Origin of the sequence: Hymenobacter sp. 15J16-1T3B (assembly GCF_020711235.1) — a bacterium.
Lineage (GTDB): Bacteria > Bacteroidota > Bacteroidia > Cytophagales > Hymenobacteraceae > Solirubrum.
The window spans coordinates 63,274-88,403 of record NZ_JAJFAV010000019.1; the positions used below are offsets into that span (position 1 = coordinate 63,274).

22 protein-coding genes are annotated in these 25,130 nt (G+C 66.0%); 9 read left to right on the plus strand and 13 right to left on the minus strand.

Going from position 1 to position 25,130, the window contains the following annotated elements; genetic code table 11:
• Positions 1–50: 50 nt before the first annotated feature.
• From LJ737_RS23900 to LJ737_RS23910, 3 genes are all read left to right on the plus strand, one after another.
• Positions 51–1,841 (plus strand): L,D-transpeptidase family protein, encoded by a 1,791-nt coding sequence (locus LJ737_RS23900; RefSeq protein WP_227769290.1) that lies wholly within the window; start codon positions 51–53, stop codon positions 1,839–1,841.
• Positions 1,842–2,220: 379 nt separating this feature from the next.
• The gene (locus LJ737_RS23905) at positions 2,221–2,793 is read left to right on the plus strand and encodes a helix-turn-helix domain-containing protein (RefSeq protein ID WP_227769291.1); all 573 of its coding nucleotides are present in this window, start codon (positions 2,221–2,223) and stop codon (positions 2,791–2,793) included.
• A gap of 709 nt (positions 2,794–3,502) precedes the next feature.
• The gene (locus tag LJ737_RS23910) at positions 3,503–3,676 is read left to right on the plus strand and encodes a hypothetical protein (protein WP_176132931.1); all 174 of its coding nucleotides are present in this window, start codon (positions 3,503–3,505) and stop codon (positions 3,674–3,676) included.
• 100 nt (positions 3,677–3,776) lie between these two features.
• On the opposite strand, the gene LJ737_RS23915 is transcribed toward LJ737_RS23910, so the two are convergent.
• Together LJ737_RS23915 and LJ737_RS23920 are read right to left on the minus strand one after the other, a co-directional pair.
• Positions 3,777–4,256: a hypothetical protein gene (locus LJ737_RS23915; protein WP_227769292.1), complete on the minus strand. Its 480-nt coding sequence runs from the start codon at positions 4,254–4,256 to the stop codon at positions 3,777–3,779.
• Positions 4,257–4,409: 153 nt separating this feature from the next.
• Positions 4,410–5,852: a DEAD/DEAH box helicase gene (locus LJ737_RS23920; RefSeq protein ID WP_227769293.1), complete on the minus strand. Its 1,443-nt coding sequence runs from the start codon at positions 5,850–5,852 to the stop codon at positions 4,410–4,412.
• A 101-nt stretch (positions 5,853–5,953) separates the two neighbouring features.
• Between LJ737_RS23920 and LJ737_RS23925 the strand changes: the two genes are divergently transcribed.
• A complete protein-coding gene (locus LJ737_RS23925; protein WP_227769294.1) occupies positions 5,954–6,475 on the plus strand; it encodes an NUDIX domain-containing protein in 522 nt (173 codons plus the stop codon).
• A gap of 95 nt (positions 6,476–6,570) precedes the next feature.
• Here LJ737_RS23925 and LJ737_RS23930 read toward each other — a convergent pair whose 3' ends face one another.
• Entirely contained in the window at positions 6,571–7,134 is a 564-nt protein-coding gene (locus LJ737_RS23930; protein WP_227769295.1) for a hypothetical protein, read from the minus strand.
• 226 nt (positions 7,135–7,360) lie between these two features.
• Here LJ737_RS23930 and LJ737_RS23935 point away from each other — a divergent pair, with 226 nt between their 5' ends.
• The gene (locus tag LJ737_RS23935; protein WP_227769296.1) at positions 7,361–8,788 is read left to right on the plus strand and encodes a 3' terminal RNA ribose 2'-O-methyltransferase Hen1; all 1,428 of its coding nucleotides are present in this window, start codon (positions 7,361–7,363) and stop codon (positions 8,786–8,788) included.
• 10 nt (positions 8,789–8,798) lie between these two features.
• On the opposite strand, the gene LJ737_RS23940 is transcribed toward LJ737_RS23935, so the two are convergent.
• The 3 genes from LJ737_RS23940 to LJ737_RS23950 all read right to left on the minus strand — a co-directional run bounded on the left by LJ737_RS23940 (position 8,799) and on the right by LJ737_RS23950 (position 10,587).
• Positions 8,799–9,236, minus strand: a complete 438-nt coding sequence (locus LJ737_RS23940) for a hypothetical protein (RefSeq protein ID WP_227769297.1) — start codon at positions 9,234–9,236, stop codon at positions 8,799–8,801.
• Positions 9,237–9,273: 37 nt separating this feature from the next.
• Positions 9,274–10,119, minus strand: a complete 846-nt coding sequence (locus LJ737_RS23945) for a sulfurtransferase (RefSeq protein ID WP_227769298.1) — start codon at positions 10,117–10,119, stop codon at positions 9,274–9,276.
• Positions 10,120–10,215: 96 nt separating this feature from the next.
• Positions 10,216–10,587, minus strand: coding sequence for a DoxX family protein (locus LJ737_RS23950; protein ID WP_227769299.1), 372 nt, complete (start codon positions 10,585–10,587; stop codon positions 10,216–10,218).
• Positions 10,588–10,747: 160 nt separating this feature from the next.
• Between LJ737_RS23950 and LJ737_RS23955 the strand changes: the two genes are divergently transcribed.
• From LJ737_RS23955 to LJ737_RS23965, 3 genes are all read left to right on the plus strand, one after another.
• Positions 10,748–11,161: a winged helix-turn-helix transcriptional regulator gene (locus LJ737_RS23955; RefSeq protein WP_227769300.1), complete on the plus strand. Its 414-nt coding sequence runs from the start codon at positions 10,748–10,750 to the stop codon at positions 11,159–11,161.
• A 234-nt stretch (positions 11,162–11,395) separates the two neighbouring features.
• Entirely contained in the window at positions 11,396–13,360 is a 1,965-nt protein-coding gene (locus LJ737_RS23960; protein ID WP_227769301.1) for an OmpA family protein, read from the plus strand.
• Between the two features lie 119 nt (positions 13,361–13,479).
• Positions 13,480–13,917 (plus strand): DUF5991 domain-containing protein, encoded by a 438-nt coding sequence (locus LJ737_RS23965; RefSeq protein WP_227769302.1) that lies wholly within the window; start codon positions 13,480–13,482, stop codon positions 13,915–13,917.
• Between the two features lie 39 nt (positions 13,918–13,956).
• Here the strand turns inward: LJ737_RS23965 and LJ737_RS27320 are convergent, their stop codons facing one another.
• A complete protein-coding gene (locus LJ737_RS27320; RefSeq protein ID WP_227769303.1) occupies positions 13,957–14,226 on the minus strand; it encodes a hypothetical protein in 270 nt (89 codons plus the stop codon).
• 236 nt (positions 14,227–14,462) lie between these two features.
• On the opposite strand from LJ737_RS27320, the gene LJ737_RS23975 reads away from it, so the two are divergent.
• Positions 14,463–17,117 (plus strand): polynucleotide kinase-phosphatase, encoded by a 2,655-nt coding sequence (locus LJ737_RS23975; protein WP_227769304.1) that lies wholly within the window; start codon positions 14,463–14,465, stop codon positions 17,115–17,117.
• A gap of 51 nt (positions 17,118–17,168) precedes the next feature.
• On the opposite strand, the gene LJ737_RS23980 is transcribed toward LJ737_RS23975, so the two are convergent.
• The 6 genes from LJ737_RS23980 to LJ737_RS24005 form a co-directional block, all read right to left on the minus strand.
• Positions 17,169–17,624: a hypothetical protein gene (locus LJ737_RS23980; protein WP_227769305.1), complete on the minus strand. Its 456-nt coding sequence runs from the start codon at positions 17,622–17,624 to the stop codon at positions 17,169–17,171.
• A 103-nt stretch (positions 17,625–17,727) separates the two neighbouring features.
• Positions 17,728–19,455, minus strand: a complete 1,728-nt coding sequence (locus LJ737_RS23985) for a M28 family metallopeptidase (protein WP_227769306.1) — start codon at positions 19,453–19,455, stop codon at positions 17,728–17,730.
• Between the two features lie 279 nt (positions 19,456–19,734).
• A complete protein-coding gene (locus LJ737_RS23990) occupies positions 19,735–20,340 on the minus strand; it encodes a TMEM175 family protein (protein ID WP_227769307.1) in 606 nt (201 codons plus the stop codon).
• Between the two features lie 122 nt (positions 20,341–20,462).
• Positions 20,463–21,449: an NADP-dependent phosphogluconate dehydrogenase gene (locus tag LJ737_RS23995; RefSeq protein ID WP_227769308.1), complete on the minus strand. Its 987-nt coding sequence runs from the start codon at positions 21,447–21,449 to the stop codon at positions 20,463–20,465.
• 152 nt (positions 21,450–21,601) lie between these two features.
• A complete protein-coding gene (locus LJ737_RS24000) occupies positions 21,602–22,249 on the minus strand; it encodes a cyclase family protein (RefSeq protein ID WP_227769309.1) in 648 nt (215 codons plus the stop codon).
• A 75-nt stretch (positions 22,250–22,324) separates the two neighbouring features.
• On the minus strand, positions 22,325–25,078 hold the full coding sequence (locus LJ737_RS24005) for an MGH1-like glycoside hydrolase domain-containing protein (RefSeq protein WP_227769310.1): 2,754 nt from the start codon (positions 25,076–25,078) through the stop codon (positions 22,325–22,327).
• Positions 25,079–25,130: the final 52 nt, after the last annotated feature.

The following is a 25,130-nucleotide window of genomic DNA, read 5'->3' on the forward strand; positions in this document are numbered from 1 at the left end:
GCCTTTCACCGCAGCCAAGCGCCCTGCCGCCTTGTTTTCCACCCTCCCCAATGAACGCTTCGGTTAAATCCGCTTTCTATTCCACCTTCATGCTGTGGCTGGCCCTTTGCCTGCTGCTGGTTACCAGTGCGTGTAGCCAGGAGCAGAAAGCGAAGGTCCAAGACGCAGCCGCCGACCTGCTGCCCGGCCAGGGCAAGCTCGCCGGCCCGCAGCCGCGCGTCGATACCGTGTACGTCGAGAAGTACATGGCCGCCAAGCCGGCATTCAAAGACGAAATCGAGTGGGGCAAAAAGTTCTACAAGGAGCGCGACGGCCGCCTCGGCTGGTTTAAAAACCACGAGCTGGTGCCTCAAACCGAGCGCATGCTCTCCGAGCTGAACAAAGCCGGCGAGAACGGCTTGGACCCCAAAAAGTACCGCGTCGTCGACTTCGAGCAGCTCTTTGCCCAGATCAAAAAAGCGCCGGATACCACCGCGCGCAACGCCCTCGAAAAGGAAATCGACGTGGCGCTGTCGGCCACGTACTTCAACTGGGCCGACGACTTCTACCGCGGCATCGTGGATCCGCGGGAAGTAAAAAACATCGATTGGAAGGTCAAACGCAACAAAATCAAGTTGCACAAGGCCCTCATGACCATACTCCAAGAGCGCGAAAGTACCTACCCGTACTACGAATTCGCGCCCTTGCACCCCGAATACGACCGGCTGCGCAAGGCGCTGGCCAACTACCGCGCCATGCAACGCAACGGCGGTTGGCAGCCCGTGCCCGCCGTGAAGAAGCCCCTGCGCGTGGGCGACTCCTCGTCGGTAGTGCCCGCGGTGCGCCGTCGCCTGCTCGGCTTCAACCCCGACGGCACGCCCAACCCGGCCGTGAGCAACGCGCCGGTGCAAGCCGTGCCTGTATCGAACAAACCCGGGCAGCCGGCCTCGGCCGCGCCGCGCGAGTCGCACAAATACGACGCCGAACTGGCCGAGGCCGTCAAAGCCTTTCAGCAGCAAACCGGGCTCAAATCCGACGGCCGCCTGACGCCCGAAACGGTGAACATGCTCAACATTCCGTTGCAGCGCCGCATCGACCAGATCATCGTCAACATGGAACGCTGGCGCTGGATACCCAAGCGCTTCGAGCCGAACTACCTGCTGGTAAACATTCCCGACTACCACATGTGGGTGTACGAGAACGGCAAGCCGGCCTTGGACATGCGCGTCATCGTGGGCAAGACCCTGAACGCAACGCCCGTGTTCAGCGACAAGATGGAGTACGTGGTGCTGGCGCCGTACTGGAACGTGCCCTTCAGCATCATCGACAAAGAGCTGCGCAACAAGCTGGCGGCCGACCCCAACGGGACCCTCGACCGTCTCGATATGGAAGTGGTGAAGGGCTACGGCGCCAAGGCCACCCCCGTGGACCCGACGAGCATCGACTGGGCCAACCTCACGCAGGACACGTGGAAGTACACGCTCCGCAAACGACCCGGCCCCAAGAACGATTTGGGCGACGTGAAGTTTTTGTTCCCTAATTCTCAGGACATCTACTTACACGACACGCCGCACGATGAGCTGTTCAGTCAGGCCAAGCGTGGCTTCAGCCACGGCTGTGTGCGCGTGGAAAAGCCGCTGGTGCTGGCCGAGTACCTGTTGCGCAACAAGCCCGGTTGGGACATGAGCAAGATTCAGCAGACGGTGGCGGAAGGGAAGGAGCAATACGTGACCCTGCCTGAGAAACTGCCCGTCTACTTGGTGTACTTCACCGCTTGGGTGGACGACGCCGGCAATCTGCATTTCCGCGACGACATCTATGGCCACGACAAAGCGCTGGCCCAAGAATACTTCAGCGCCTAGTCGCAACTCGCTGCGCGGAGCCACGCGTCCGGGCTATTCATCAACGCCGCCGTTCCAGTACGCTGGAGCGGCGGCGTTTGCGTGTTGGGAGAACCATCGAATTTCTACTCACAGCTTTGAGCAGGTGATGTCGGCACGTAAACAGGCGGCTTGAGCACACGAGAGTGTGCTGACGGTTTCTAGAATAGTGCCCAAGCAAGCCTGGGAGCAGCTGTTTACATTTGATACTTATGTAAATTGAAATTTACATAATTGAAAAATCGGCCATCTTTTTGTTTATAAATTTTATTAATGTAATCAATGGTTAAAAATCATAGTTTGACTTTGAATTGGGTTGCCAGGTGGATGTTGGTAGTTTTGTAAACTCGCTTTAAACGCCATGGTCGACCGAATCCGCCAGCTGCTGCAAGTGCGGCAGCTAACCCCGACGCAGTTTGCCGATACTATTGGGGTAGCGCGCCCCATTGTGAGTCACATTCTGGGCGGACGGAACAAGCCCAGCCTGGAAGTCGTGCAGAAAATCATTGCTGCGTTTCCCGACGTCGCCATGCCTTGGCTGCTCACCGGGCAGGGTCCTATGCTTGCTAGCGGAGCCACCGACCAGCTAAGCCGGCAGGTGGAGCGTTCAAACGGCCCCGTGAAGCTCACGGATACTCCTGCTCGGCCCCGGGCTACGGCCAAAAGCGATAAGGCCAGCAGCGGGGCCGAAACCACACGCATTGCCGCCGAGCAGAAGTCGGATGCGGCCCTTACGGAGCTTGCCGCTACACCGCCGACGCCCCCTGCTGCTCTAACAGACGCGGCAATTGCCACAGTAGCTACTGGGGCGGTGGTGGCTGCTGCACCGTCGCTCAGCTTGGAACCCAAGCCTGCCAAGACTATTCGCCGGGTGCTGATATTCTACAGCGACGGCACCTTTACAGACTTCAGCCCTGCATCAGAAGGAATCTAGCCTTGAGCGACTCGAAAAGGGTAGTTACTGGCTCCTCACATTGATTAGTGTAACTAAGAGAGTCGTCGCGCCAGTGGCGATGAGAAGGCAGGATTATATTCTTAACTGCCTCTTTGGTAGGGAAGATGAAGTAAATGATGTGCTTGGTTAAACTATACTTGTCATGTTGTCATTATTGCCTTGTGAATCGAGATAGATATGATTGTATAAGATTCTTGTTATCAGAGCTAAATGTAAGTAGTGTTCTACTATGACTTTTGATTTAGTAGTTAAGGTAAGAGCTTGTTGTATTGCAGGAATTATATTATTTTATAAATGCCAATAATAGGGATGTATACAACTCTTGCGGATAAAGAATTTGCTAAAAATAGGAGCATGGAGATTTCTGTGTATTATCATATACGTCAATAAGCTAGGCTAAGCCAATGCAGTTAGCGTTATCACTTATGATGAAAGGGTTTGTTAGAATGTTAATCAAACCTTTCAGGGGCGCGGGAATCCAGTGTGGTGATTGTGTTTTGTAAATTATGGTGTTTGGGAGTTACCCCTGGTACTTGGGTACATATACGTATGTAAAGACCTGCCGATTGTGATTAGCAGCTGTAGATATCTGTCCAAAGGGAAGGAAGAGCGGCGAGCCGAAGAATCCTTGCCCAGACATCTGCACGAACCCTTGTCGGAATACAGAAGCGCTGCTTACCTTTGGGGCATGAAGAAGACCTGCCTGCTCGCTTTATTTGCCTGGGTGGCCGTGCTGGCCACGTCGTGCACGCCCCCGCCGAATGCTGAACAAGACCCCAACGCTGATGCTGCTTACAAGCGCAGCCACCGGCCTGAAGGTTACCGCGAAGCACAGAGCAGCAACCCGAACGCCATCAAATAGCCTGATCGGCCTGCGGCCATCACCACGCAAAACGCCCCACCTGGACCGCGGTTCAGGTGGGGCGTTTTGCGTGGTGGCGGTATTGAACAGCCGGCCGGACCTACCCGGCGACTTGCGAGGCGGGGGCGGCCAATGGCAACTCTGGCAGCTCAAATCCGGCCAGCCACTGCGTCTCCAGCAGTTGGGCCCAGGTGCGTAGGTAGAGCACCACGTCGTCGCGTTGGTTGTGGCGCAGGGCGTCGCGGCGCTCAAATGGGATGGCCGCTCGGATAACCGGGTCGGAAAGGCGTTCGAGGTGGGCCAGGTCGGCGCGGGTAAAGCCGGCCGCCAGCATCTCATCGATGGTTTCGTCCATGGGCAGGCCGCTGGTGGGGCAGTAGTCGCGCAGCTGCTGGTCCCAGTCGCCGTAGCGCTGCAGGGCGCGGGCGTGAATCTCGGCCTTGCTCAGGTGGGTAATGGTTTGGGCGAGGTGGCCGCAATTGCAGCTCCCCATGTGGCCCCATTGGTAAGGGGCCTGCGTGCTCAGTCGTTGCGCCGTGGTGCGCAGCGCTTCAATAACCGAAAGCGAACAGCTAGCCATGTAAATGCGGAAAGGAAATGGCACACGCCCGGCCGGGCGTCGGACGGGCTCTGTTATAAGCGCTAGGGGGCCGGATTTGTTCGTTCGGCTGGCGGTGGTTGTTGAAGTAAGCAAAAAAAGCCGCCCGTCGGGGAAGACGGGCGGCGGCACTGGTTACGAAGCGCGGTTGGGGCGGGAGTTGCGGCTGCGGCGCCGGCCGGAGCGGCCGTTGCCAGCGCCCCCGGTCTTGCTGCCGCCGGCCGGGGCTTGGCCCGAGCGTTGCGACTGGCCCTGGCGTTCCGCTTTGGGGCGCGGCGCGTTGGCAGCGGGACGGCCGCCCCCGCTCTGGGCGGCCTTGGGCGCTTTCGGGGCCGAGCCGCCCCGTTCGGGGCGCGGACCGGAGCGCGGCGGTCGGCCGGCCGGGCCTTTGGGCTTGGTGATGTTAGGGCCCTTCAGCGGCACCGGCGCCACGTCGTTCTGGGCGTAGGAGTGGGTGTCGACCACCGGCAGCTCCTGGTTGATCAGGCGCTGAATATCCTGCAGGTAGGCGCGTTCTTCCGCGTCGCAGAAGGAAAGGGCGCGGCCCTCGGCGCCGGCGCGGCCGGTGCGGCCGATGCGGTGCACGTAGGTTTCGGGCTCGTTGGGCAGCTCGTAGTTGACCACGTGGCTCAGTTCGTCCACGTCGATGCCGCGGGCAGCTAGGTCGGTGGCCACCAGCACCCGGGTTTCGCCGGTTTTGAAGTTCTGCAGGGCCCGTTGCCGGGCGTTCTGCGACTTGTTGCCGTGGATGGCCTCCGCGCCCACGCCCTTCGCGTTCAGGCCCTTGGCCACGCGGTCGGCGCCGTGCTTGGTGCGGGTGAAGACGAGCACGCGGCGCAGTTCGGGGTCTTCCAGCACTTCCAGCAGCAGGTAGGGCTTGTCGGTTTTCTCCACCATGTACACCACCTGCTCCACCGTTTCGGCGGTGCTCGACACGGGCGTAACGGCTACCTGCACCGGGTTGCGCAGGATGGTGTCGGCCAGCTCGCGGATGGTGGGCGGCATGGTGGCCGAGAAGAACAGGCTTTGCCGCTGCTTGGGCAGCAGGGGCAGGATGCGCCGGATGTCGTTGATGAAGCCCATGTCGAGCATGCGGTCGGCCTCGTCGAGCACGAAAATTTCCAGGCGCTTCAGGTCGATGAAGCCTTGGTTGATGAGGTCGAGCAAGCGGCCGGGGGTGGCCACCAGCACGTCGACGCCGCGCTTGAGGGCCTGCACCTGCGGGTGCTGGCTCACGCCGCCGAAAATCACGGCGTGGCGCAGGGGCAGGTAGCTGCCGTAGCTTTCGAAGCTTTCCCCGATCTGAATGGCCAGCTCGCGGGTGGGCGTCAGGATGAGGGCGCGCACGGCGCGGGGGCCGGTGGGCTGGTGCGCGGGCCGGGCCAGGTGCAGGCGCTGGAGCAGCGGCAGAGTGAAGGCGGCGGTTTTGCCGGTGCCGGTCTGGGCCACGCCCAGCAGGTCGCGGGCGTCGAGCACGTGCGGAATGGCCTGCTGCTGAATGGGCGTCGGGCGCTCATAGCCTGCGGCGTGCAGAGATTTTAGAATCTCCGGCAGCAGGTGAAGGTCGTCAAATGTCAAAATCGATGGGAAAAAGAAATGCGGCAGGGTGGACGCGGGGCCGAACACGGGCCCGCATATTTGGCGTAAAGAACGTGGTCAGACTCTTATCCAACCCACCCATGAAGATTACAAAGGTAGAAACGGTTTACGACGGCTTCTATAAGCTGCGCAAACTCACCGTGCAGGACGGCGACCAAACCCTTACGCGCGAACGGTTTGAGCCCGGCCGCGCCGTGGCGGCGCTGGTGTACGACACCAACAAGCAGCAATATGTTTTCGTGCGGCAGTTTCGCGTGGGGGCCGAGCAGGAGATGGAAGAAATTGCCGCCGGCATGCTCGACAAAGGCAATGAGTCGCCGGAGGAGGCCCTGCGCCGCGAAATCGAGGAGGAGTTGGGCTACGCGGAGGTCGACCACCTGGAGCACATCGTCACCATTTTTCCCTCGCCGGGCGGCAACGCCGAAACCATTGCCATTTACTACGCCGAGGTAAGCGAGCAGACCGGGGATGGCGGCGGGGCCGAGGACGAAAACGAGAACATCACCCTGGTGCGCCTGAGCCGGGCCGAAATGCAAGCCCGCCAGTGGCGCGATGCCAAGACTTTAATTGCCGTGCAGTGGGCGCAGCTCAATAAAAAATAGCTTCACCCAATTGGAAAAACCGGGCCGCGGTGCGCAGACTTGTCGGGTCTGTCTGCCGCGGCCCGGTAGTTATCGGGGAGTTGGTGGCAAAGTCGTTATTGCTGCGTATTAACGACGTAGTCAAAGTGTTGCTTGAGCTTGGCGTCGCTGATGACGACTTGCACCGGGCCGGGTTGCTCGGTTTTAACAAATGGTATAGTTCGGGTGCTCAGGTACAGGTCGCGGTTCCAGAAGCGGCCGGTGCCGGGCGTGAGCTGCTGGCTCATCAGCGGCTGGCCGTCCTTGGTCAGGGCCGCCACGGTGAGCAGGCTGGGGTCAGCGTTTTTGGCGCCTTTGCGGTGCATGATGATGGTGAGCGTGCCGCCGGCCGGCAGGGTATTGAAGCGGCGCTGGTAGGTCGAGTCGGCCCAGTTGTTCATCTTCCGCAACTCGTTGATTTCGTTCAGCAGCTCGCTGTAGGGACGGTAGGCCAGGCGGGTAAACGTGCCCTCGACCTCCTGGTCTTCCTCCGTGTTTTTGGTCACGTTCTGCACGTAGGCGCACTCGCTGTCCTTTTTGGGCAGCATGTATTTCTTGCGTTCGGCGCCGGGCAAGGACTGGGCGTGGGCCGCCGCGGCGCCAAGGGCGAGCAGCGCAACGAGGGTAACGAACTTCTTCATAGAGGGGTGGAGGGAAACCGGTGGGAGCTTTTCAGCCGACAAAAATAGCTAACCCGCCGCGCCCGGCCGCGGCCCTTCGGCGAGCAGGCGCGTGACTTCGGCGAAAAAGCGGCTTGCACCGGGGCCGGACGCAGTGCTTGCGCTGGGCTGGCGAGCCGGCCAAACAGCTCTAACTTGCCGCGGCCCCGCGCCGGGCCGTAGTCGATTCGCGTTCGAGCCTCCCGTTATGCTCCTCACCATTAGTACCACCCACCAGCCCGCCACCGACTTGGGCTACCTGCTGCACAAGAACCCGGCCCGCCTGCAGACGCTGGACGTGGCGGCGGGGCAGGCTCACATTTTCTATCCCGAAGCCACCGCGGCGCGCTGCACCGCCGCCCTGCTGCTCGACCTCGACCCCGTCGGGCTGGTGCGCAACCATCGCGGGCCGGCCGGGGAGGGCTTTGCGCTGGAGCAGTACGTCAACGACCGGCCCTACGTGGCCTCGTCGTTTTTGAGCGCGGCCCTGGCCAAGGCGTTCAACACGGCCATGAACGGCACCTGCAAAGACCGCCCCGAGCTGCCCGATACGCTGCTGCCGCTGGAAGCCACCGTGGCCGTGGTGCCCGCCGCCAGTGCCGAGCAGCTGCACCGCCTGTTCGGGCCGCTGGGCTACGCGGTAGAAGCCGAGGCGCATCCGCTCGACCCGACCGTGCCGGCCTGGCACGAAAGCCGCTACTTTACGCTGCGCCTGCGCCACCCGGCCCGCCGCCTGCGCGACTTGCTCAGCCACCTCTACGTGCTGCTGCCCGTGCTCGACCGCGGCGACAAGCACTACTGGATCAACCAGGCCGAGGCCGAGAAACTCCTGCTGCGCGGGGCGGGCTGGCTGCCCGAGCACCCAGAGCGCGAGTTTATCACCCGCCGCTACCTGCGCAACCTGGCCCAGTACGTGAACCCCACGCTGGAGCGCCTGCTGGCCGCCGACGAGCCGGCCTCGGACGACACGGAAGCCGCCGCTATTGGCGAGGCGGAAGCCGGCAGCAGCCAGCCCTCGGCCACTGCGGAAAAAACCCCGAAGCTGCACGCCCAGCGCCTCGACCGCGTGGCCGAGGAAATCCAGCGCCTCGGCGCCCGGCGGGTGCTTGACCTGGGCTGCGGCGAAGGGCAGTTGGTGCGCCGCCTGCTGCGCCTGCCGCAGATCGAACATATTCTGGCCCTCGACGTGTCGTGGCAGGAGCTGCAGCGGGCGCAGGAGCGGCTGCACGTGGCCGAAATGCCGCCGCGGCAGCGCGAGCGGCTCACGCTTACCCAGGGCTCCTTGCTCTACCACGACCCGCGCCTGGCCGGCTACGACGCGGCGGCCGTGGTGGAAGTCATCGAGCACCTCGACGAAAGCCGGCTGGCCACCTTCGAGCAGGTAATCTTCGCCCGGGCCCGGCCCGGCGCCGTGCTCGTCACCACGCCCAACGCCGACTACAATCAGCGCTACGAAACCCTATCAGCCGGCTCCTTCCGCCACGCCGACCACCGCTTTGAGTGGACGCGGGCGCAGTTCGGGGCCTGGGCCGCGGGCGTGGCCGAGCGGCACGGCTACCGCGTGCGGGTGGAGCCACTCGGCCCGGCCGAGGCCGAGGTGGGGGCTCCCTCGCAGCTGGCGGTGTTTGAGCGGTAAACGGCCCGCGCTAGGGCTTGGGGCGGCGGGCGCGCTGCCACTCGGCCGTGGCGGCGCGGAAAAAGCGCCGGGTCTGGGCGCTGTCGGCGCTGACGTACACGTTGAAGCGGCGGCCATCATGGCAGCGTACTTCCAGGTAAGACGCGTAGGTCAGCGTCTGGCTGCGGTCGATGCCGTAGAGCGTGTCCACGTCCGGGTAGTAGGCGTAGGTGATGCTGCTGCGCCCGGGGCGGTCTTTCTCCAGCCAGTACGCGGCTAGGCGGCGGTCGGTGAAGAAATTGCCGGCCTGTGCGCTGCCCCTGAGCCCCGCTTGCGAGTCGAACAGGCGCACGGTTTCGCCCGGGGCCAGCAGGCCCAGCTGGCGCAGGCGCTGCAGTTCGGCGGCCGTGAGCTCGGCGCCGGCCTGCACGCGGCCGCGGCAGGCCGGCAACCCCAGCGAGCCAAGCATGACGGTGGCTGTGATGCGCAAGGAAACACGCATGGGCCTAGGCCGCTCCGGTGGCTAGGGGGCGGCCGCTGCGCGACCATTCGCTCCACGAGCCCACGTACAAGCTGGGCAGGGGCAAGCCGGCGTGCGCCAGCGCCAGCAGGGTGTGGCAGGCCGTTACGCCCGAGCCGCAGTGCACCACCACCTCGCCGGCGCCAGTTACCAGCGGCGCGTACTTGGCGCGCAAGGCCTCGGGGGAGAGAAACTGGCCGGCCGCGTCGAGGTTTTCGCTAAACGGCACGTTGAGGGCGCCCGGAATGTGGCCCGCTACCACATCAATGGGCTCGACTTCGCCCCGGTAGCGGCGGGCTTCGCGCACGTCGATGACCAGGCCGGTGCCGGCGCGCAGCACCCGCTGCACGTGGTCGGCGTCGACGGTGGGCAGCAGCCAGGCCGTGGCGGGGTAGGGTGGCCTGGGCGCCGTAGCGGGTTCGGGGCCCGTAGCCACGGGCAAGCCGGCCGCCAGCGCCGCCTGCCAGCCGCCGTCGAGCACTTGGACGGCCGCGTGGCCGCTGGCGCGCAGCAGCCACCACAGCCGGGCCGCGGCGTTGGCGCCCTGCTTGTCGTCGTAGACCACCACCCGGGAAGCCGGCTCGATGCCCCACTCGCCCAGCCGCCGGGCAAACTGCTCGGGGAAAGGCAGTGGGTGCCGGCCCCCCGCGGCCGGGTCCGGCGCCGGGGCTGCCAGGTCCCGCTCCAGGTCGACAAACTGCGCCCCGGCGAGGTGGCGGGCTTCAAACGCGGCCCGGGCGCCGGGGCCAGTGCGGGCGTCGAGCAGGCAGACCTGGCCGCTGGCCAGCAAGGGGCGGAGCGCAGCGGGCGTGATGAGGGGAGCGAGATTCATAGGCGCGGCAAGCAGTGAAGCCGGGCCAAATTACGCGACTTGGCGACTTCCCGCCCGCCGCTCAGAACTTCGACCGGCGGCTTCGGCCGGCGCTGTTTAGGCCCGTGCCGGCGGGGCGGGCAGAAAGGCCGACCGGTCGCGCACGAAGGCCGCCATCCACACCAGGGTCAGAATCAGCGCGGCCGGACCGGGGCTTTGGCCGTGGGAGAGGTCGGTGGCAATGGCGCCGGCAAAATAGCTGGTGAGCAGCAGCAGGCCCAGTTTCATGGAGCGCGAGTAGAGAAACAAGGCCGTGAACAGCAGCTCCAGCAGGCCCAGCGGCACCCGCAGCTCGGCCACGCCGGCCCGGGCCAGGGCCGCTTGGATGCCAGCGCCGCCGAGCAGTTTCATGACGCCGCTGGCCGCGACCAGCAGGGCGGGCACGGCCGTGACCAACCCGGTCACGAGGCTTTTTTTGTTGAGAATCATCGGAGTAACGGTGGTGGGTGAGGAGCGCCGCGCGGGCCGTCCGGGTGGCCCGCTGCTGCCGGCAAAGGTGGCCGCCGCCGGGTATGAAATGGATAGCGGTTTACCGAAGGATACCGGTGTGCCCGGGTATAGCGCCCTGATTTATAACGACCTTTGTCCCATGCACTCGACCCAGCCCCGAACCCCGCAGGAATGCAACGCCTCCATGCGCTCCGTGCGCGACGCCCTTGATTTGCTCGGCGGCAAGTGGAAGCTGCCCATCATTGTGGGCCTCACCGGCGGCCCGCGGCGCTTCAAGCAGCTGCAGCGCGAGGTGGCCGGCATCACCGCCAAGATGCTCAGCAAGGAGCTGAAAGAGCTGGAAATCAACGGGCTCATCACCCGCCACGTGCAAGCCGACGCGGCTCCGGTGGCCGTCACGTACACGCTGGCCGCTTACGGGCGCACGCTCTACCCCGTCATTGAGGCCCTGCGTTCCTGGGGGCAGCAGCACCGCCGCCACATCATGCACCCCGAAACCCTGGAAGCGGCCGCCGAGGCCGAGTGGCCCGAGCCCGAGGCGTTGTCGGCCTAGGGCCTGCGGGCCGGCCACACCCACTGCGCGTAGAAAAAACTACTGAGGCCCCGCCGCCGCAGTTGCTCGATCTTCTAGCTGACAATCAACGGGGAAATCGTCGGGCGGGGTACGGCCCGCCAGTGCCGGCGCGGACGGATACACGTCGGCGGGAGCAAACCAGGCGTAACTTTACGTTACCAGGCCGGCCGCGCCCCGCAGCGGGGCCGCCGCGCCGAGTTTGAGTTTCCGCCTATGAAGGTTTTGCTGACGCTGGTTTTCCTGATGCTGTGCGGGCTGCCCCTGCGCGCGCAGGGCCCCGCGGCCGGGCAAGCCTACACCGACGCCCGCCTGGGCTACCGCCTCACCTACCCGCTGACCTGGCAGGTCAGCCAGGAGGCCGGGGCGGTGACCTTTTACGCCGGCGGCTCGCCCGACAACCCGCCGGCCGCCGCGGTGCTGCGCAGCCGCAGCCTGCCCGACGCGCTGAAAACCCCGAACCCGCTTGCCCAGGGCCTGCAGGATTCGCTGTGGAGCCGCATCCGCGCCCTGCCCCAAAGCCAGGTCTTGCGCCTGACCGAGCGCGACGCCGGCGCCTACCAGGAACTCAGCTACGACTACAGCTACGCCACGGCCGCGGGCCGCACCCGCGTGCTGGGCCGCCGCCTGCTGCGCGGCGGGCAGCAGCTGCAGCTGGAGTACCGCGCCCCGGCCGCCGACCGCCGCTACTTGGCCGAGGGCCAGCAGCTGGTGGAGTCGTTGGCGCTGACGGGTGGCAGCAGCCCCGCGGCCCCGCCCAAGCGCTACGCCGAGCAGGGCTGCGACGACAAAATGTACGGCATTGCGGCCCTGCGCGTGCACAACGGCATCTGGGAAGACGACTGCCGCACAATTCACGAGTTCAATACCAACGACTTGGCGGCCGCGCCCAGGGTGCACCGGCAGGTGCTGCCCTTTCAGTCGTACGCCCTGGCCAAAGGCTTCGACAACTGCCTTTACGCCGTTACCAAAGCCCCGACCAACGCGCCGGAGTACGTGTACCGCTACGACCCGGCCTCCCGGCAGGGCGGCTACACCGAGTGGCAGCTGCCGGCCCAGGGCGGGGAAAGCGTCTGGATTTCGGCCGCCACCGACGCCGCCGGCCGGCTCTACTTCATCACCTCCGACGGCAACCAGCTCGTGCGCGTGAGCCCCGCCGATGGCAGCGTGACGGTGGTGTGGTCGCACGACCCGGTGCAGCAGGCGCCCTACTACCCGGCCATCGGCTTTGCCGGCGCCGGGACCCACGCCAACTTCTGCCTCGACGACAAGGGCACGCTCTACGAGGTGTACAGCACCGACGGCGCGGTGCTGCGGGTCGACCTGCGCACCCTCAAAGCCGACCCGGACCTGCTGCCCATCGACGGGCTGCCCGAGCGCGGCGGCTACAGCGACCTGCTGATGCAGCAGGACGCCAGCGGGCAGCGCCGCCTCTACCTGGCCGGGCCCAAATCCATTTACGAAGTCGACCTGTCCTTCCGCGACGCCCGCCGCGTGCGCCGCGGCGTGTACACCGACCTGGCCGGCTGCAATTTGTTTCGCAGCCCGGTGCCGCCGCCCGCGGCGCCAGCCCCGGCCGCGGCCCCGTCCAGCGCCACTTGGCGCGGGCGGGTGCTCGACGCCGTGACGCGGCAGCCCCTGCCGCGGGCCCGGCTGAGCCTGCGCGGCCGCCCGGTGCCGCTCACGGCCGACGGCACCTTTAGCTTTAGCGCCCAGCCCGGTTTCAGCTACGCGGCCGAGGCCCAACTGGCCGGCTACCTGGCCGCCGACAGCCTCTACACGCTGCCGGCCGGGCCGTCGGTGCAGGACATCCTGCTGCGCCCCCTGGGCGTGGGCACCGTCACGGCCCTCGACAAAGTGCAGTTCGAGCAGGGGCAGGCCACGCTGCTCGCCTCGTCGTTCGCCGCTCTCGACCAACTCGTGACCCTGCTCTCCCAGAACCCGGGCATGAGCATCGAGCTGCGCGGCCACACCGACAACGTGGGCGACCCGCAGAAAAACGTGGCGCTAAGCGAGCAGCGCGTGGCGGCCGTCAAGACCTACCTCGTCAACCACGGCGTAGCGGCCGAGCGCATCAGCGGGGTGGGCCTGGGCGGGGCCGAGCCCCGGGCCAGCAACGAGCGGGAGGAAACACGCAAGCTCAACCGCCGCGTGGAGTTCCGGGTGACGGGCGTGCAGTAGCCCACCGGCCGCGCAACAACCGGAAACGCAGCGGTAACCGCGGACCGGGCGGAGCCGCAGCTCGGCCGCGGGCGCCGGAATTGCGTTACAGGAAGCAGTTCCACCCATCCGTCGTCGCCATGACCACGCTGCTGCTCCTGCTGACCTGGTTTTCCGTGCTTACGGCCACCCCGCCGGCCGCCGGCGTGCAAGCCTGGGCCGGCAACTACCGCTACGAGGAAGAACCCGTGAAAGCCGTGGCCGGCTACAGCATGGCCATGACCTGGCAACTGCGCCTGCAGCCCCCGGCCAGCGGCCGCCTCGGCGGGCAGCTGAACGTGGAGGGCCAGCAGACTTTTATGAAGCTGAAAGTGCGCGCGTCCGGCACTCCGACCGACGCCCAGGTCATCTTCGTGCAGGGCCTCGACGGCGCGGGCTACCAACAGCTCAAGCCCGGCGACGTGCTCTTTCGCCTGCACAAAGCCCCGAACGGCACCGTGCAGACTTACTGGGGCAAGCTTACCCCGCGCCTGTTGGAAACCTACCGGGACGGGCAGGTAGCGTTTGTGCGGAAGTAGGAAGGGGCTGCCAACCAGCAGCCGTATTGGACGGGCCGCTCAACCACCGGCCAGGAGCCGTTCGGCCCACGCATACAGCCCGTTAGCCGCGTACACCCCGCCCCGCAAGAAATGCTGCAGAAAGCTGGCCAACGAAGTGGTCAGTACGACCTGCTGGCCCCGGTAGGTGTTCAGAATGCGGTAAGCACTGGGAGCGTTGAGCAGCTCCACCTCCCACGTGTCGCAGTACAGCAGGCACTCGGCAATGGTGAAGCGTCGGGGCGGCTGGTAGTTGCCGGGGTGAGTCATGATTTCATCCAGTGGAACCATGCGGAACCAGTCTGTGGTCGATTCAAAACCGTCACACCAGCTGTAAAACAGCCGAAAATCTTCGGGTAATCTTAGATGGAGTTGCCCCTCAAACCGCCGAATCGAACGGGGCGGGGCGCCGGGGTAAAGGGTAATACCGGTTTGGGCTAAATTCGCCGGCAATGCGGCTAACCAGTCGGCTAGTACCATAATCGGAAGACGCGTAGGAACGCGGGCGAAAATATCCATTTCTATCCATGTCCTTGACCTCCCTCAAGCTCCCCGAACTCTCCCTGGTGCTGCTCATCGGCACCTCGGGGGCGGGGAAAAGCACCTTTGCTCGCCGGCTGTTCCGGCCCACCGAAATTGTCTCGTCGGATCAGTGCCGGGCCCTGGTGGCGGACGACGAAAACGACCAGGGCGCCACCACCGACGCCTTTGCCCTGCTGCACTTTTTAGTAGAGTTGCGCCTGAAGCGTGGCCTGCTCACCGTGGTCGACGCCACCAATGTGCAGCCGGAGGCGCGCAAGACCTTGGTGGAGCTGGCCCGCCGCTACCACGTGCTGCCCGCCGCCGTGGTGCTCGACGTGCCCGACCGCGTGGCCGAGGACCGCAACCGTCAGCGGGCGGAGCGCCAGCACCTGGGCCGCCACGTGGTGCCCCAGCAGCGCCAGCAGCTGCGCCGCTCCCTCAAGCTGCTCAAAGCCGAGGGCTTCCGGCACATCTACCACCTGCACGGGCCCGAGGAAATCGACGCCGTGCAGGCCGTGGTGCGCGACCCGCTGCACAACAACCGGCGCCACGAAACCGGCCCCTTCGACATCATCGGCGACGTGCACGGCTGCTACCAAGAACTAACGCAGCTGCTCGACCAGCTGGGCTACGCGGTGCAGGCCGAGACGGTGCAGGACGCGCGCGACCTGGGCGTGCGCGTTACTCGCCGGGCCGACGCTGACGCGGCGCGCAAGGTGGTGTTCCTCGGCGACTTAGTCGACCGCGGCCCAGAGTCGCCGGCGGTGCTGCGCCTCGTCATGCGCATGGTGCACGACGGGCTGGCGCTGTGCGTGCCCGGCAACCACGACATCAAGCTGCTGCGCTACCTGAACGGCAAGCAGGTCAACGAGCAGCACGGCTTCGCCGAAACCGTGCGCCAGCTGGCGGGCGAGTCGGACACCTTCAAACACCAAGTGCGGCAGTTTCTCGACTCGCTGGTGAGCCACTACGTGCTCGACGAGGGCCGCTTGGTGGTGGCCCACGCCGGCCTGCGCGAGGACATGCAAGGCCGCGGCTCGGGCGCCGTGCGGGCGTTTGCCCTGTTCGGCGAAACCACCGGCGAAATCGACGAGTTCGGCCTGCCGGTGCGCTACCCCTGGGCCGCCGAGTACCGCGGCCGGGCCACGGTGGTCTACGGCCACACGCCCGTGCCCGAGCCCGAATGGCTCAACAACACCATCGACATCGACACGGGCTGCGTGTTCGGCGGCCGCCTCACCGCCCTGCGTTACCCCGAGCGGGAGCTGGTGACGGTGCCCGCCGCCCAGGTCTACTGCGAGCCGGTGCGGCCGCTGCGGGGCGTGGTCAGCAGTACGTTGGCAGACCACCCAAGCGACCGGGCAACGGACAACTCGCAGTTGACGACTCCGCTTTCCGCCCAGCAGCAGCACGACGAGGTGCTGGACCTTGCGGACGTGCTCGGCAAGCAAATCGTGAAAACGCGCCTGCTGCCCTCGGTGACCATCCGCGAGGAAAACGCCGCGGCGGCGCTGGAAGTCATGTCGCGCTTTGCCCTGAACCCGAAGTGGCTGCTGTATTTGCCGCCCACCATGTCGCCTTCCGAAACCTCGGTGCTGCCCGATATGCTGGAGCACCCGGCCGAGGCCTTCGACTACTTCCGCCGCCAGGGCGTGGAGCGCGTGGTGTGCGAGGAAAAGCACATGGGCTCCCGCGTGGTGGTGGTGCTGGCCCGCGACGAAGCCGCCGCCCGGCGCCGCTTCGGGGTGGTGGGCGAGGGGCCGGGCAAGGTGTACACCCGCACCGGGCGCAATTTCTTCACTGATCCGGCGATGGAAGCCGCCTTCCTGGCCCGTCTGCAGGACGCGCTGAGCAGCAGCGGCTTCTGGGAGCGGTTCGATACCGACTGGGTGTGCCTCGACGCAGAGCTGCTGCCCTGGTCGGCCAAGGCCCAGGAGCTCATCAAAAACCAGTACGCCGCCGTGGCCTCCGCTGCCACGGCCGCCCTGCCCGCCGCGGCCGCTGCCCTCGGCCAAGCCGCCGCCCGCGGCCTCGACGGCCTCGAGGCCCTGCTGGCGCGCACCGTGGCCCGGCAGAACGCGGCCGAGCACTACGCCCAGGCCTACCGCCGCTACTGCTGGCCCGTGGAAAGCCTCGCGGACCTGCGCCTGGCGCCCTTCCACCTGCTGGCCACCGAGGGCCGCACTTACTTCGACAAGGACCACGCCTGGCACATGGAAACCCTGCACGCGCTTTGCCGCGCCGACGAGGGCCTGCTGCGCGCCACGCCCTACCGCGTGGTCACGCTGCGCGACATTCCGGACGTGGAGGTGGCCACGCAATGGTGGCTGGATTTGACCGAAGCCGGCGGCGAAGGCATGGTGGTGAAGCCTTACGACTTCATCCCCGCGGGCCAGAAAAATTTGGTGCAGCCCGCCTTGAAGTGCCGCGGCCGCGAGTACCTGCGCATCATCTACGGCCCCGACTACCTGCTGCCCGGCAACCTGGAGCGCCTGCGCGAGCGAAACGTGAAGAGCAAGCGCAACCTGGCCCTGCGCGAATTCGCCCTGGGCGTGGAGGGCCTGGAGCGCTTCGTGGCCGGGCAGCCGCTGCGGCAGGTGCACCAGTGCGTGTTCGGTGTGCTGGCCCTGGAAAGCGAAGCCGTGGACCCGCGCCTGTAGCAAGTCCGTGTGCTGCGGCGGCCCCCGCCAGCCCTGAGCCAGCGCCCCGGCTCAGGGCTGGCGGGTTTCCAGCGTCGGGTAGTTCAGCTTCAGCGTTTCCGCCAGCTCCGCCGCCAGGTCCGTATCGACGGTGAAGGCGTACAGGCCCCACCGGTCCTGGGCTTTGTAGAACGTAAAGGTGAAGCGCACCGGCTGCTGCTCGAAGCGCACCAAATAGGACGTAGCCGCCAGGTTCCAGCTCAGGCCGGTTGCCCGGATCTGCTGGCGGCCGCAGTACTTGCCGACGTTTTCCGGCGTGAGCTTGCGCAGCTCCGCCCGCTGCTGCTCAAAGCCTGCTTGGTTGTGCTGCGGCGCCGCACTGGTGGCGTACAGGTGCTCCAGCGCCTTTTCAGGGCCAAGCAGGGTATACTCGGTGAAAAACAGCTCCACCAGGGACGTGTGGTCCATCTGGCAATACCCGGGCAGCGCCAGCAGGCTGAGTAGTAGCAGGGTAAATAGCTTTTTCATGCGGAAAACACGGATAAAAAGTTGAGCGGCGGCCGGGGCTGTTTCGGCCGACAATGCGACCGAAACGGCCCCGGCCGCCGCTCAAAAACCAGTCCAGCCCGGCTTAGTGGCCCAGGCTCTTCTCCCGCGCCGCCCGAAACTCCGAGCCTGCCCGCCACTGCGGAAACGTGGTTTCGGCGGCCAGGCGCTGGCCCACGCGCAAGTACAGCTCCGCGTCCTGGGCAATGCCGGTCAGGTCCCAGCCGGGGCTGAACTGGTCGGCGGGCTTGTGGTACATATTAGTAGTGTACTCGCGGCGCTTGTCGGCAATGTAGGACTTGCCGTGGGCGCGGCTTTCGTAGCCGCCCGAGGCGTAGAGCGAAGGCACGCCCACGTGGGCAAAGCTGAAGTGGTCGGAGCGGTAGAACATGCCGGTTTCGGGCGTCTGGTCGGGCAGCAGGTAGCGGTCCTGCGCCCGGGCCGCCGCCCGGGCGTAGTCCTCCAGCTCCGATTGGCCGTAGCCGATGACGGTCAGATCCTTCATCGGGCCGTAGGGCCAGAGCATGTCCATGTTCAGGTCGGCCACGGTCTTATTCAGCGGAAACACCGGGTGCTGGGCGTAGTAGGCCGAGCCCAGCAGGCCCTGCTCTTCGCCCGTCACGGCCAGAAACACGATGCTGCGCGCCGGCTTCGTGGCCGATTTCTGAAAGCCCTCGGCAATGCTGAGCAGGGCGGCCAGGCCGGTGCCGTCGTCCACCGCGCCGTTGTAAATGGAGTCGCCCTGAATGGCCTTGCCCACGCCGAAATGGTCCCAGTGCGCGGAGTAGATGATGTACTCGTCGGGGCGGGTGGTGCCGGGCAGCACGCCCAGCACGTTCTGCGAGGTCTGGCGGCGCAGCTGGTTGCGGATGCTGCCCGTGAGCGTGAGCGGGCCGAGAAGCCGCGGGCGGAAGCCTTTGGTGTTGGCGGCTTGGTAGAGCGCCTCGTAGTTCTGCCCGGCGGCCTGAAACAGGCGCTTGGCCGCGTCCAGGGTCAGCCAGCCTTCCAGGGCGCATTTGTCGGCGCCTTTGTTGGCTGTCTGGGCGCGCAGCTTGGGGCTGACGGCCCCGCTCAGCACCACCGACCACGGGTACGCCGCCGGTTGGGTGTCGTGCACGATGAGCACCGCGGCAGCCCCGTGGCGGGCGGCTTCCTCGTATTTGTAGGTCCAGCGGCCGTAGTAGGTCATGGCCTTGCCGCGGAACAGGGTGGTGTCCGTGCCCGCGTTGCCGGGGTCGTTGACGAGCACCACCACGGTCTTGCCCTTCACGTCGAGGCCCTGGTAGTCGTCCCAGCCGTACTCGGGCGCCGTCACGCCGTAGCCGGCGAAGACCAGCGGGGAGTTGGTGACGGCTACTTCCGGCTGCTCGCGCTGGGTGAAGCTGACGAAGTCGGTTTTGTACTGCAGGCTCAGCGGCTGGCCCTTGCCGCCCTTGATGAGCAGCGCGGGCGCCGGCGTGCCGGTGATTTCAACCAGCGGCACCGGCTGAAAATAGCTACCGCCGGGCGCGGGCTGCAGGCCGAGGCGCTTGAATTCGGCGGCCAGGTAGCCGGTGATGCGCTTTTCGCCTTCCGTAAAGGGCTTGCGGCCCAGCATGGCGTCGGAGGCCACGGCGCGCAAATACCGGCCGAGCGTGGCCGTGTCGACGGCCGCCGGGGCGGGCGCCGGCGCTGCGACAGCAGGCGGCGCAACGGCCGGCGCGGCCGCGCCGGCCATGGTGGCCGCGGCGGGTTGGGTGCGGCAGCCGGTCAGCAAGGGCAGCAGGCCGACCGGGGCCGCCAGCAGCAGTCGGATCAGGGCAGAAGTGGGCATAACAGCGGGGAAATGCGCCGGCACCCCGGCGCGGCCGGCAACTTACAACGGCGGGCCCAGAATTGCCCCGCCGCTACCCGAACGCCGGGTACCCTGGCCGGGCTCCGTCACGATGACCCGCTCGGTGGCCCCGTACGGCTCTTGGGGCTCCAGAAACTGCAGGTTATCGAAGCCTATGGCGGCCCCAAATACTGATCCAGCAGCTCGACGCGGCTCAAACGGCGGTACCCAGCAGCTGGTCAGCCGACACCCCGCGTGGCGCAGCGCAAAGGCCATCGGCTAGGGCGCCACCCGGTTGTCGGCGGCCTTGCGGGCCAGCGTGCGTTCGATGCGCCGGTCCGGAATCAGCCACATGAAGGCCACGAACACGTAGATGGCCCCGGCCAGCCAGGGCTGCCACAGCGAGGCCAGAATGCCCGCAATGTAGAGCGGGGGCGAGGCCTTGCCCTTCAGGTCCCGGCCGATGGCGTGGGCCAGGACGGAGTCGGGGCCGTCCTGCCGGATAATCGTGCTTTGCAGCACCCAGTACGCCACGCCCGACATCAGCAGCACCGCGCCGTAGAGGGTGAGCGTGGCCGGGGCAAAGTGGTTTTCGCCCATCCAGCCGGTGGCGAAGGGCACCAAGGACAGCCAGAACAGCAGGTGCAGATTGGCCCAGAGCACCACGCCGCTGATGCGCGAGGCGCTGCTGAGCATGTGGTGGTGGTTGTTCCAGTAAATGCCGATGTAGATAAAGCTCAGCACGTAGCTCAGAAACACCGGCACCAGGGGCAGCAGGTCGGCCAGGGTGCCGTGGCCGTGCGGCACCTTGATTTCCAGCACCATGATGGTGATGATGATGGCGAGTACACCGTCGCTGAAGGCTTCGAGGCGGCCCTTGTGCATGGCAGAAAAAAGTTGAGCAGCTTGGTTCGGTCCCGCAGCCGCAGCTATCAAGACCGAACAAAGCTGCTCAGAAATGCGCAATGCGCAATGCTGCCCCTGCGCCGAGCGGGGCTTCCAGGGGCCTACTTCGGATTATTCTCCGGCTGCTCCCCGGTCTCGTCGGGCTGCTCGTACTCGCCCACGCGCCCGAACTGCCGCTCGTGCCGGATGCCCGCGTCCTCGCCGTAGGGGTGGCCGCCGAAGCCGTGGCGCATCATGGCAATGGCCTTGGCCCAGGTCGGGTCCTTGTCGCGGGAGGTGAAGAGCTGCACCACCGACTGCGTGATGACCGGAATAGGTACTTCCATGTGCAGCGCATCGGCCACCAGCCAGTTCACTTCGCCGGTGTCCTCGATGTAGCTGGGCACGGTGAAGCCGCCTTCCTGGTCGTAGGTCTTTTTCATCAGCTCGATGAGCCAGCTGCGCACCACCGAGCCGTTGTTCCACAGCTGCAGAATGGCGCTGATGTCCAGCTTTTCGCGGAAGTGCGTGAGCAGGCCCATGCCCTCGGCAATGGCTTGCAGCATGCCGAACTCGATGCCGTTGTGCACCAGCTTCACGTAGTGCCCGGTGCCGGCCGGGCCGGTGTGCAGAAAGCCGCCGGGCACGGCCGTGGCCACGAAAAAGTCTTGCAGCAGGGCCACGGCCGCCGGGGCGCCGCCCACCATGTAGCAGGCGCCGGTGCGGGCGCCGCCGGGGCCGCCGCTGGTGCCGCAGTCGAGGAAGTGCACGCCCTGCGCCTGCACCCGCCGGGCGCGGCGGATGGAGTCGCCCCAGTAGGAGTTGCCGCCGTCGACGAGCACGTCGCCGGGTTCCAGCACCCCGAGCAGCTGCTCGATGATGCCGTCGACGGCCGCGCCGGCCGGGATGTACATAAACACTTTGCGCGGGCGCGCCAGCCGCTGGGCCAGCTCCGGCAGCGTGCCCACGACGTGAATCAGGTCGGATTCCAGGTCGGGCCGCGGGCGAATGTCCATGCCCACCACGGGGTAGCCTTTTTCGGCCGCCTGCTGGGCCAGGGCCGCGCCCATTTTGCCGAGGCCGACGATGCCGATTTGGGTGTTGCTCATGTCAAGGGTGAAGTTGTGGAGTGGTGAATTTGTGAAGGATGGGGCAGGTGGAGCTGAGGGCCGCAGCGCCAACGCTGGGAGGAAGAAGGAAGCCGTAACTCAGCAGCCAGTAGCAGCAGTTCGGGGCATTCACTGCGCACCAATTCGTGCCTTCATTCCTGGAGCCTGCGGGCAATGATGCGGGCCGGGGCGCCGTCGGCTCCTTCGATGAGCAGGGGCAGGCAGATGATGTCGTAGCGGCCCGGTTCAGCTTGGCGCAGGTTCAGGCCCTCGATGACGGTGATGCTGGCGCCGAGCAGAATTTTGTGCGTATCGGCCGGCCCCACGGAGAGGTAGTCCACGCCCACGCAGACCACGCCGTTGTCGCGCAGCCACTTGGCCGCGTCGGCGCGCACCTTCACAAAGTCCTGGGTAAATGGCTGAACCGACCAGTTGCGCTCGGTATTCCGGGTGCGAAACAGCAGCCGCGCCCCGGGCTGCACCTCGGGCAGTTGCCGTTCCAGCTCGTCGCGCGTTACAAACTGTTCGTGCTCAATGCGTACCACCCGGGCCGGGCCCATGAGGGTGCTGAGGTCGAGCTGGGTGACGTCGGCCCCCTCGGCCAGGAAGTGGCGCGGAGCGTCGACGTGGGTGGCGGTGTGGGCGCTCAGGCTGAGCTCGGTCACGTTGGCCGCGTCGCCCCAGGCCATGCTGCGCGTCGGGCGGATGTGCACCGGGGCGTTGTCGGGCCAGTGCAGCATCTGGTCGGTGATGGGCGTGGTCAAATCCAGCCAGGGCGAGGGAGTAGGGGAGTCGGGCATGGTGGGTGATTTGGTGAGTTTTAACTGCACGTCAGGTCTCGGCTTCGCTCGACATGACCTTTTATTCCTCCCTCGTTACTTGCCCGGCTCCGCCGGCACGGGTTCTTGCAGTTGCTGCTGCTCTTCCTGCTCGTCCGACACGCCGGCGAACAGGCTGCCGTCGGGGCGGCGCGGGTGCAGCAGCTTGGCAATGAGGCCGGTCCAGCCGGTTTGATGGCTGGCGCCGAGGCCCTGGCCGGTTTCGGCGTGGAAATACTCGTGGAAGAGCAGAAAATCCTTGAAGTGCGGGTCGTCCTGAACGTGCGGGTCGGGGCCGAGGGCGGGGCGGCGGCCCTGCGCGTCGCGCAAAAACAGGCGGGTGAGGCGCGCGGTTAGCGCATCGGCAATGCCGAGCAGGGTGCAGTACTCGCCCGAGCCGGTGGGGTATTCCACCTTGAACTCGTCGCCGTAGTAGTGGTGGAAGCGCTGCAACGACTCGATGATCAGGAAGTTCATCGGCAGCCACACCGGCCCGCGCCAGTTGGAGTTGCCCCCGAACAGGTCCGTTTCCGACTCGGCCGGCTCGTAGCGCACCGTGAAGTCCTTTTCGGGCGTGTGGTACACGTAGGGATGCTCATGGTGGTACTTTGACAACGACCGGATGCCGTAGTCGGAGAGGAACTCCGCCGGGTCGAGCATGCGCTTGAGCAGCAGCTTCATGCGGTGCCCGCGCAGCAGGCTCAGCAGGTGGCGGCGGCCCTTGCCCGGCTCCTGCCAGCGCGACACCAGCGCGGCCAGCTGCGGGCGGTGCTCCAAAAACCAGCTCATGCGGGCCACAAACGTGGGCATCTCGCGCATCAAATCCTCGTCGAGCACTTCCACCGCAAACAAGGGCACCAGCCCCACCAGGGAGCGGACTTTCAGGGGCTGCCGGCCGCGCTCCGGGGTGTTGAGCACGTCGTAGTAGAACCCGTCCTCGTCGTCCCACAAATCCAGGCTGTCCGGGCTGCCGTTCATGCCGGCCATGGCGTCGGCGATGTAGAGGAAGTGCTCGAAGAACTTGCTGGCCATGTCCTGGTAGATGGGGTTGGTCTTGGTCAGCTCCAGGGCAATGCGCATCATGTCCAGCGCGTACATGGCCATCCAGGAGGTGCCGTCGGCCTGCTCCATAAAGGTGCCCGGCGGCAAATCGGCCGAGCGGTCGAACACACCGATGTTGTCGAGCCCCAAAAAGCCGCCTTCGAACACGTTGCGGTCTTCCACGTCCTTGCGGTTTACCCACCAAGCGAAGTTCAGCAGCAGCCGGTGGAAGCTGGCTTCCAGAAACGCCACGTCGCCCTCGCCACGTTGCTTCTGGTCCATTTTGTACACGCGCCAGGTGGCCCAGGCGTGCACCGGCGGGTTCACGTCCGAGAAGTTCCACTCGTAGGCCGGCAGCTGCCCGTTTGGGTGCATGTACCAGTCCTGCAGCAGCAGCCCCAGCTGGTGCTTGGCAAAGTGCGCGTCGACCATGGCCAGCGGCACGCAGTGGAAGGCCAAGTCCCAGGCCGCGTACCAGGGGTACTCCCAGGTGTCCGGCATCGAAATGACGTCGGCGTTGTTGAGGTGGCGCCAGTGGGCGTTGCGGCCGTGCTGGCGCGATTCCGGGGGCGGCGGAAAAGCCGGGTCGCCCGTGAGCCACTCCGGCACGTCGTAGTAGTAGAACTGCTTGCTCCAGAGCATGCCCGCCAGCGCCTGCCTCTGCACGTTGCGCGCGTCCGCGTCGCCGATGTCGGCCTGCAGCGCCGCGTAAAATTGGTCCGTCTCGTCGCGGCGCTGCTGCATGAGCTGGTCGAAGTCAGCGAAGGGCGCGGCCAACTCGGGCGGGCCCAGGCGCCAGCGCAGCCGCCGCTGCTGCCCGGCCGGCACCAGCAGCCGGTAGTGCGCGGCGGCCTTGGTGCCCACGCGCTCGGGGTTCACGGCATCGGCCCGGTTGTGCAGCACGAAGTCGTTGATGCCGTCCTTGAAAAACCGCTCCTCCGCGGGCGCCGCCACCCCGAACAGCCGCTGGCAGTTGGTCTGGTTGTCGCAAAACAACAGCTCCGGCGCCTGCTCGTCGAGCGGCTCGCAGTACAGGCGCAGGGCCGGCAGCTCGCGGTGCGCTACCTCGAGGTGGCCGTCCGCGTCGGCGCGCAGCTGGGGGCGGTAGGCGTCGGAGCCCCAGCTCCAGGTGTTGCGAAACCAGAGCTGCGGCAGCACGTGCAGCGGCGCGTCCTCGGGCCCGCGGTTGTACACGGTCAGCTCGATGAGCAGGTCCGTGGGGCTGGCCTTGGCGTACTCCAGACAAATGTCGAAGTAGTGGTTTTCGTGGAAGACGGCCGTGTCGAGCAGCTCAAACTCGGGCTTGTGGCGGTTGCGGCGGCCGTTTTCCTGCACCAGCCACTCGTAGGGAAACGCCCGTTGCGGATACTTGTAGAGCATCTGCATGTAGGAGTGCGTGGGCGTGTTGTCGAGGTAGTAGTACAGCTCTTTCACGTCCTCGCCGTGGTTGCCCTCGGGCCCGCTCAGCCCGAACAGCCGCTCCTTCAGGATGGAGTCCTGCCCGTTCCAGAAGGCGGGCGCGAAACACAGCCGCTGCTTGTCGTCCGAGATGCCGCCGATGCCCTCCTCGCCCCAGCGGTAGGCGTAGCTGCGGGCCATGTCGTGGGTGGTGGCGTGCCAGGCGTCGCCGCCGGCGGAGTAGTCCTCGCGCACGGTGCCCCACTGCCGGTCGGCCAGGTAGGGGCCGAAGCGGCGCCAGGGCGTGGCGCCCTTCGGGGCGTTGGCCGTGGCCAGGCGTTGGTGTTCGGGCGTGTCGGGTGTGGTCGACATAAGCAAAAAGTAGCGCGGGCTTGCGGCCGCGGCCATCAGATGGGGACTCCTC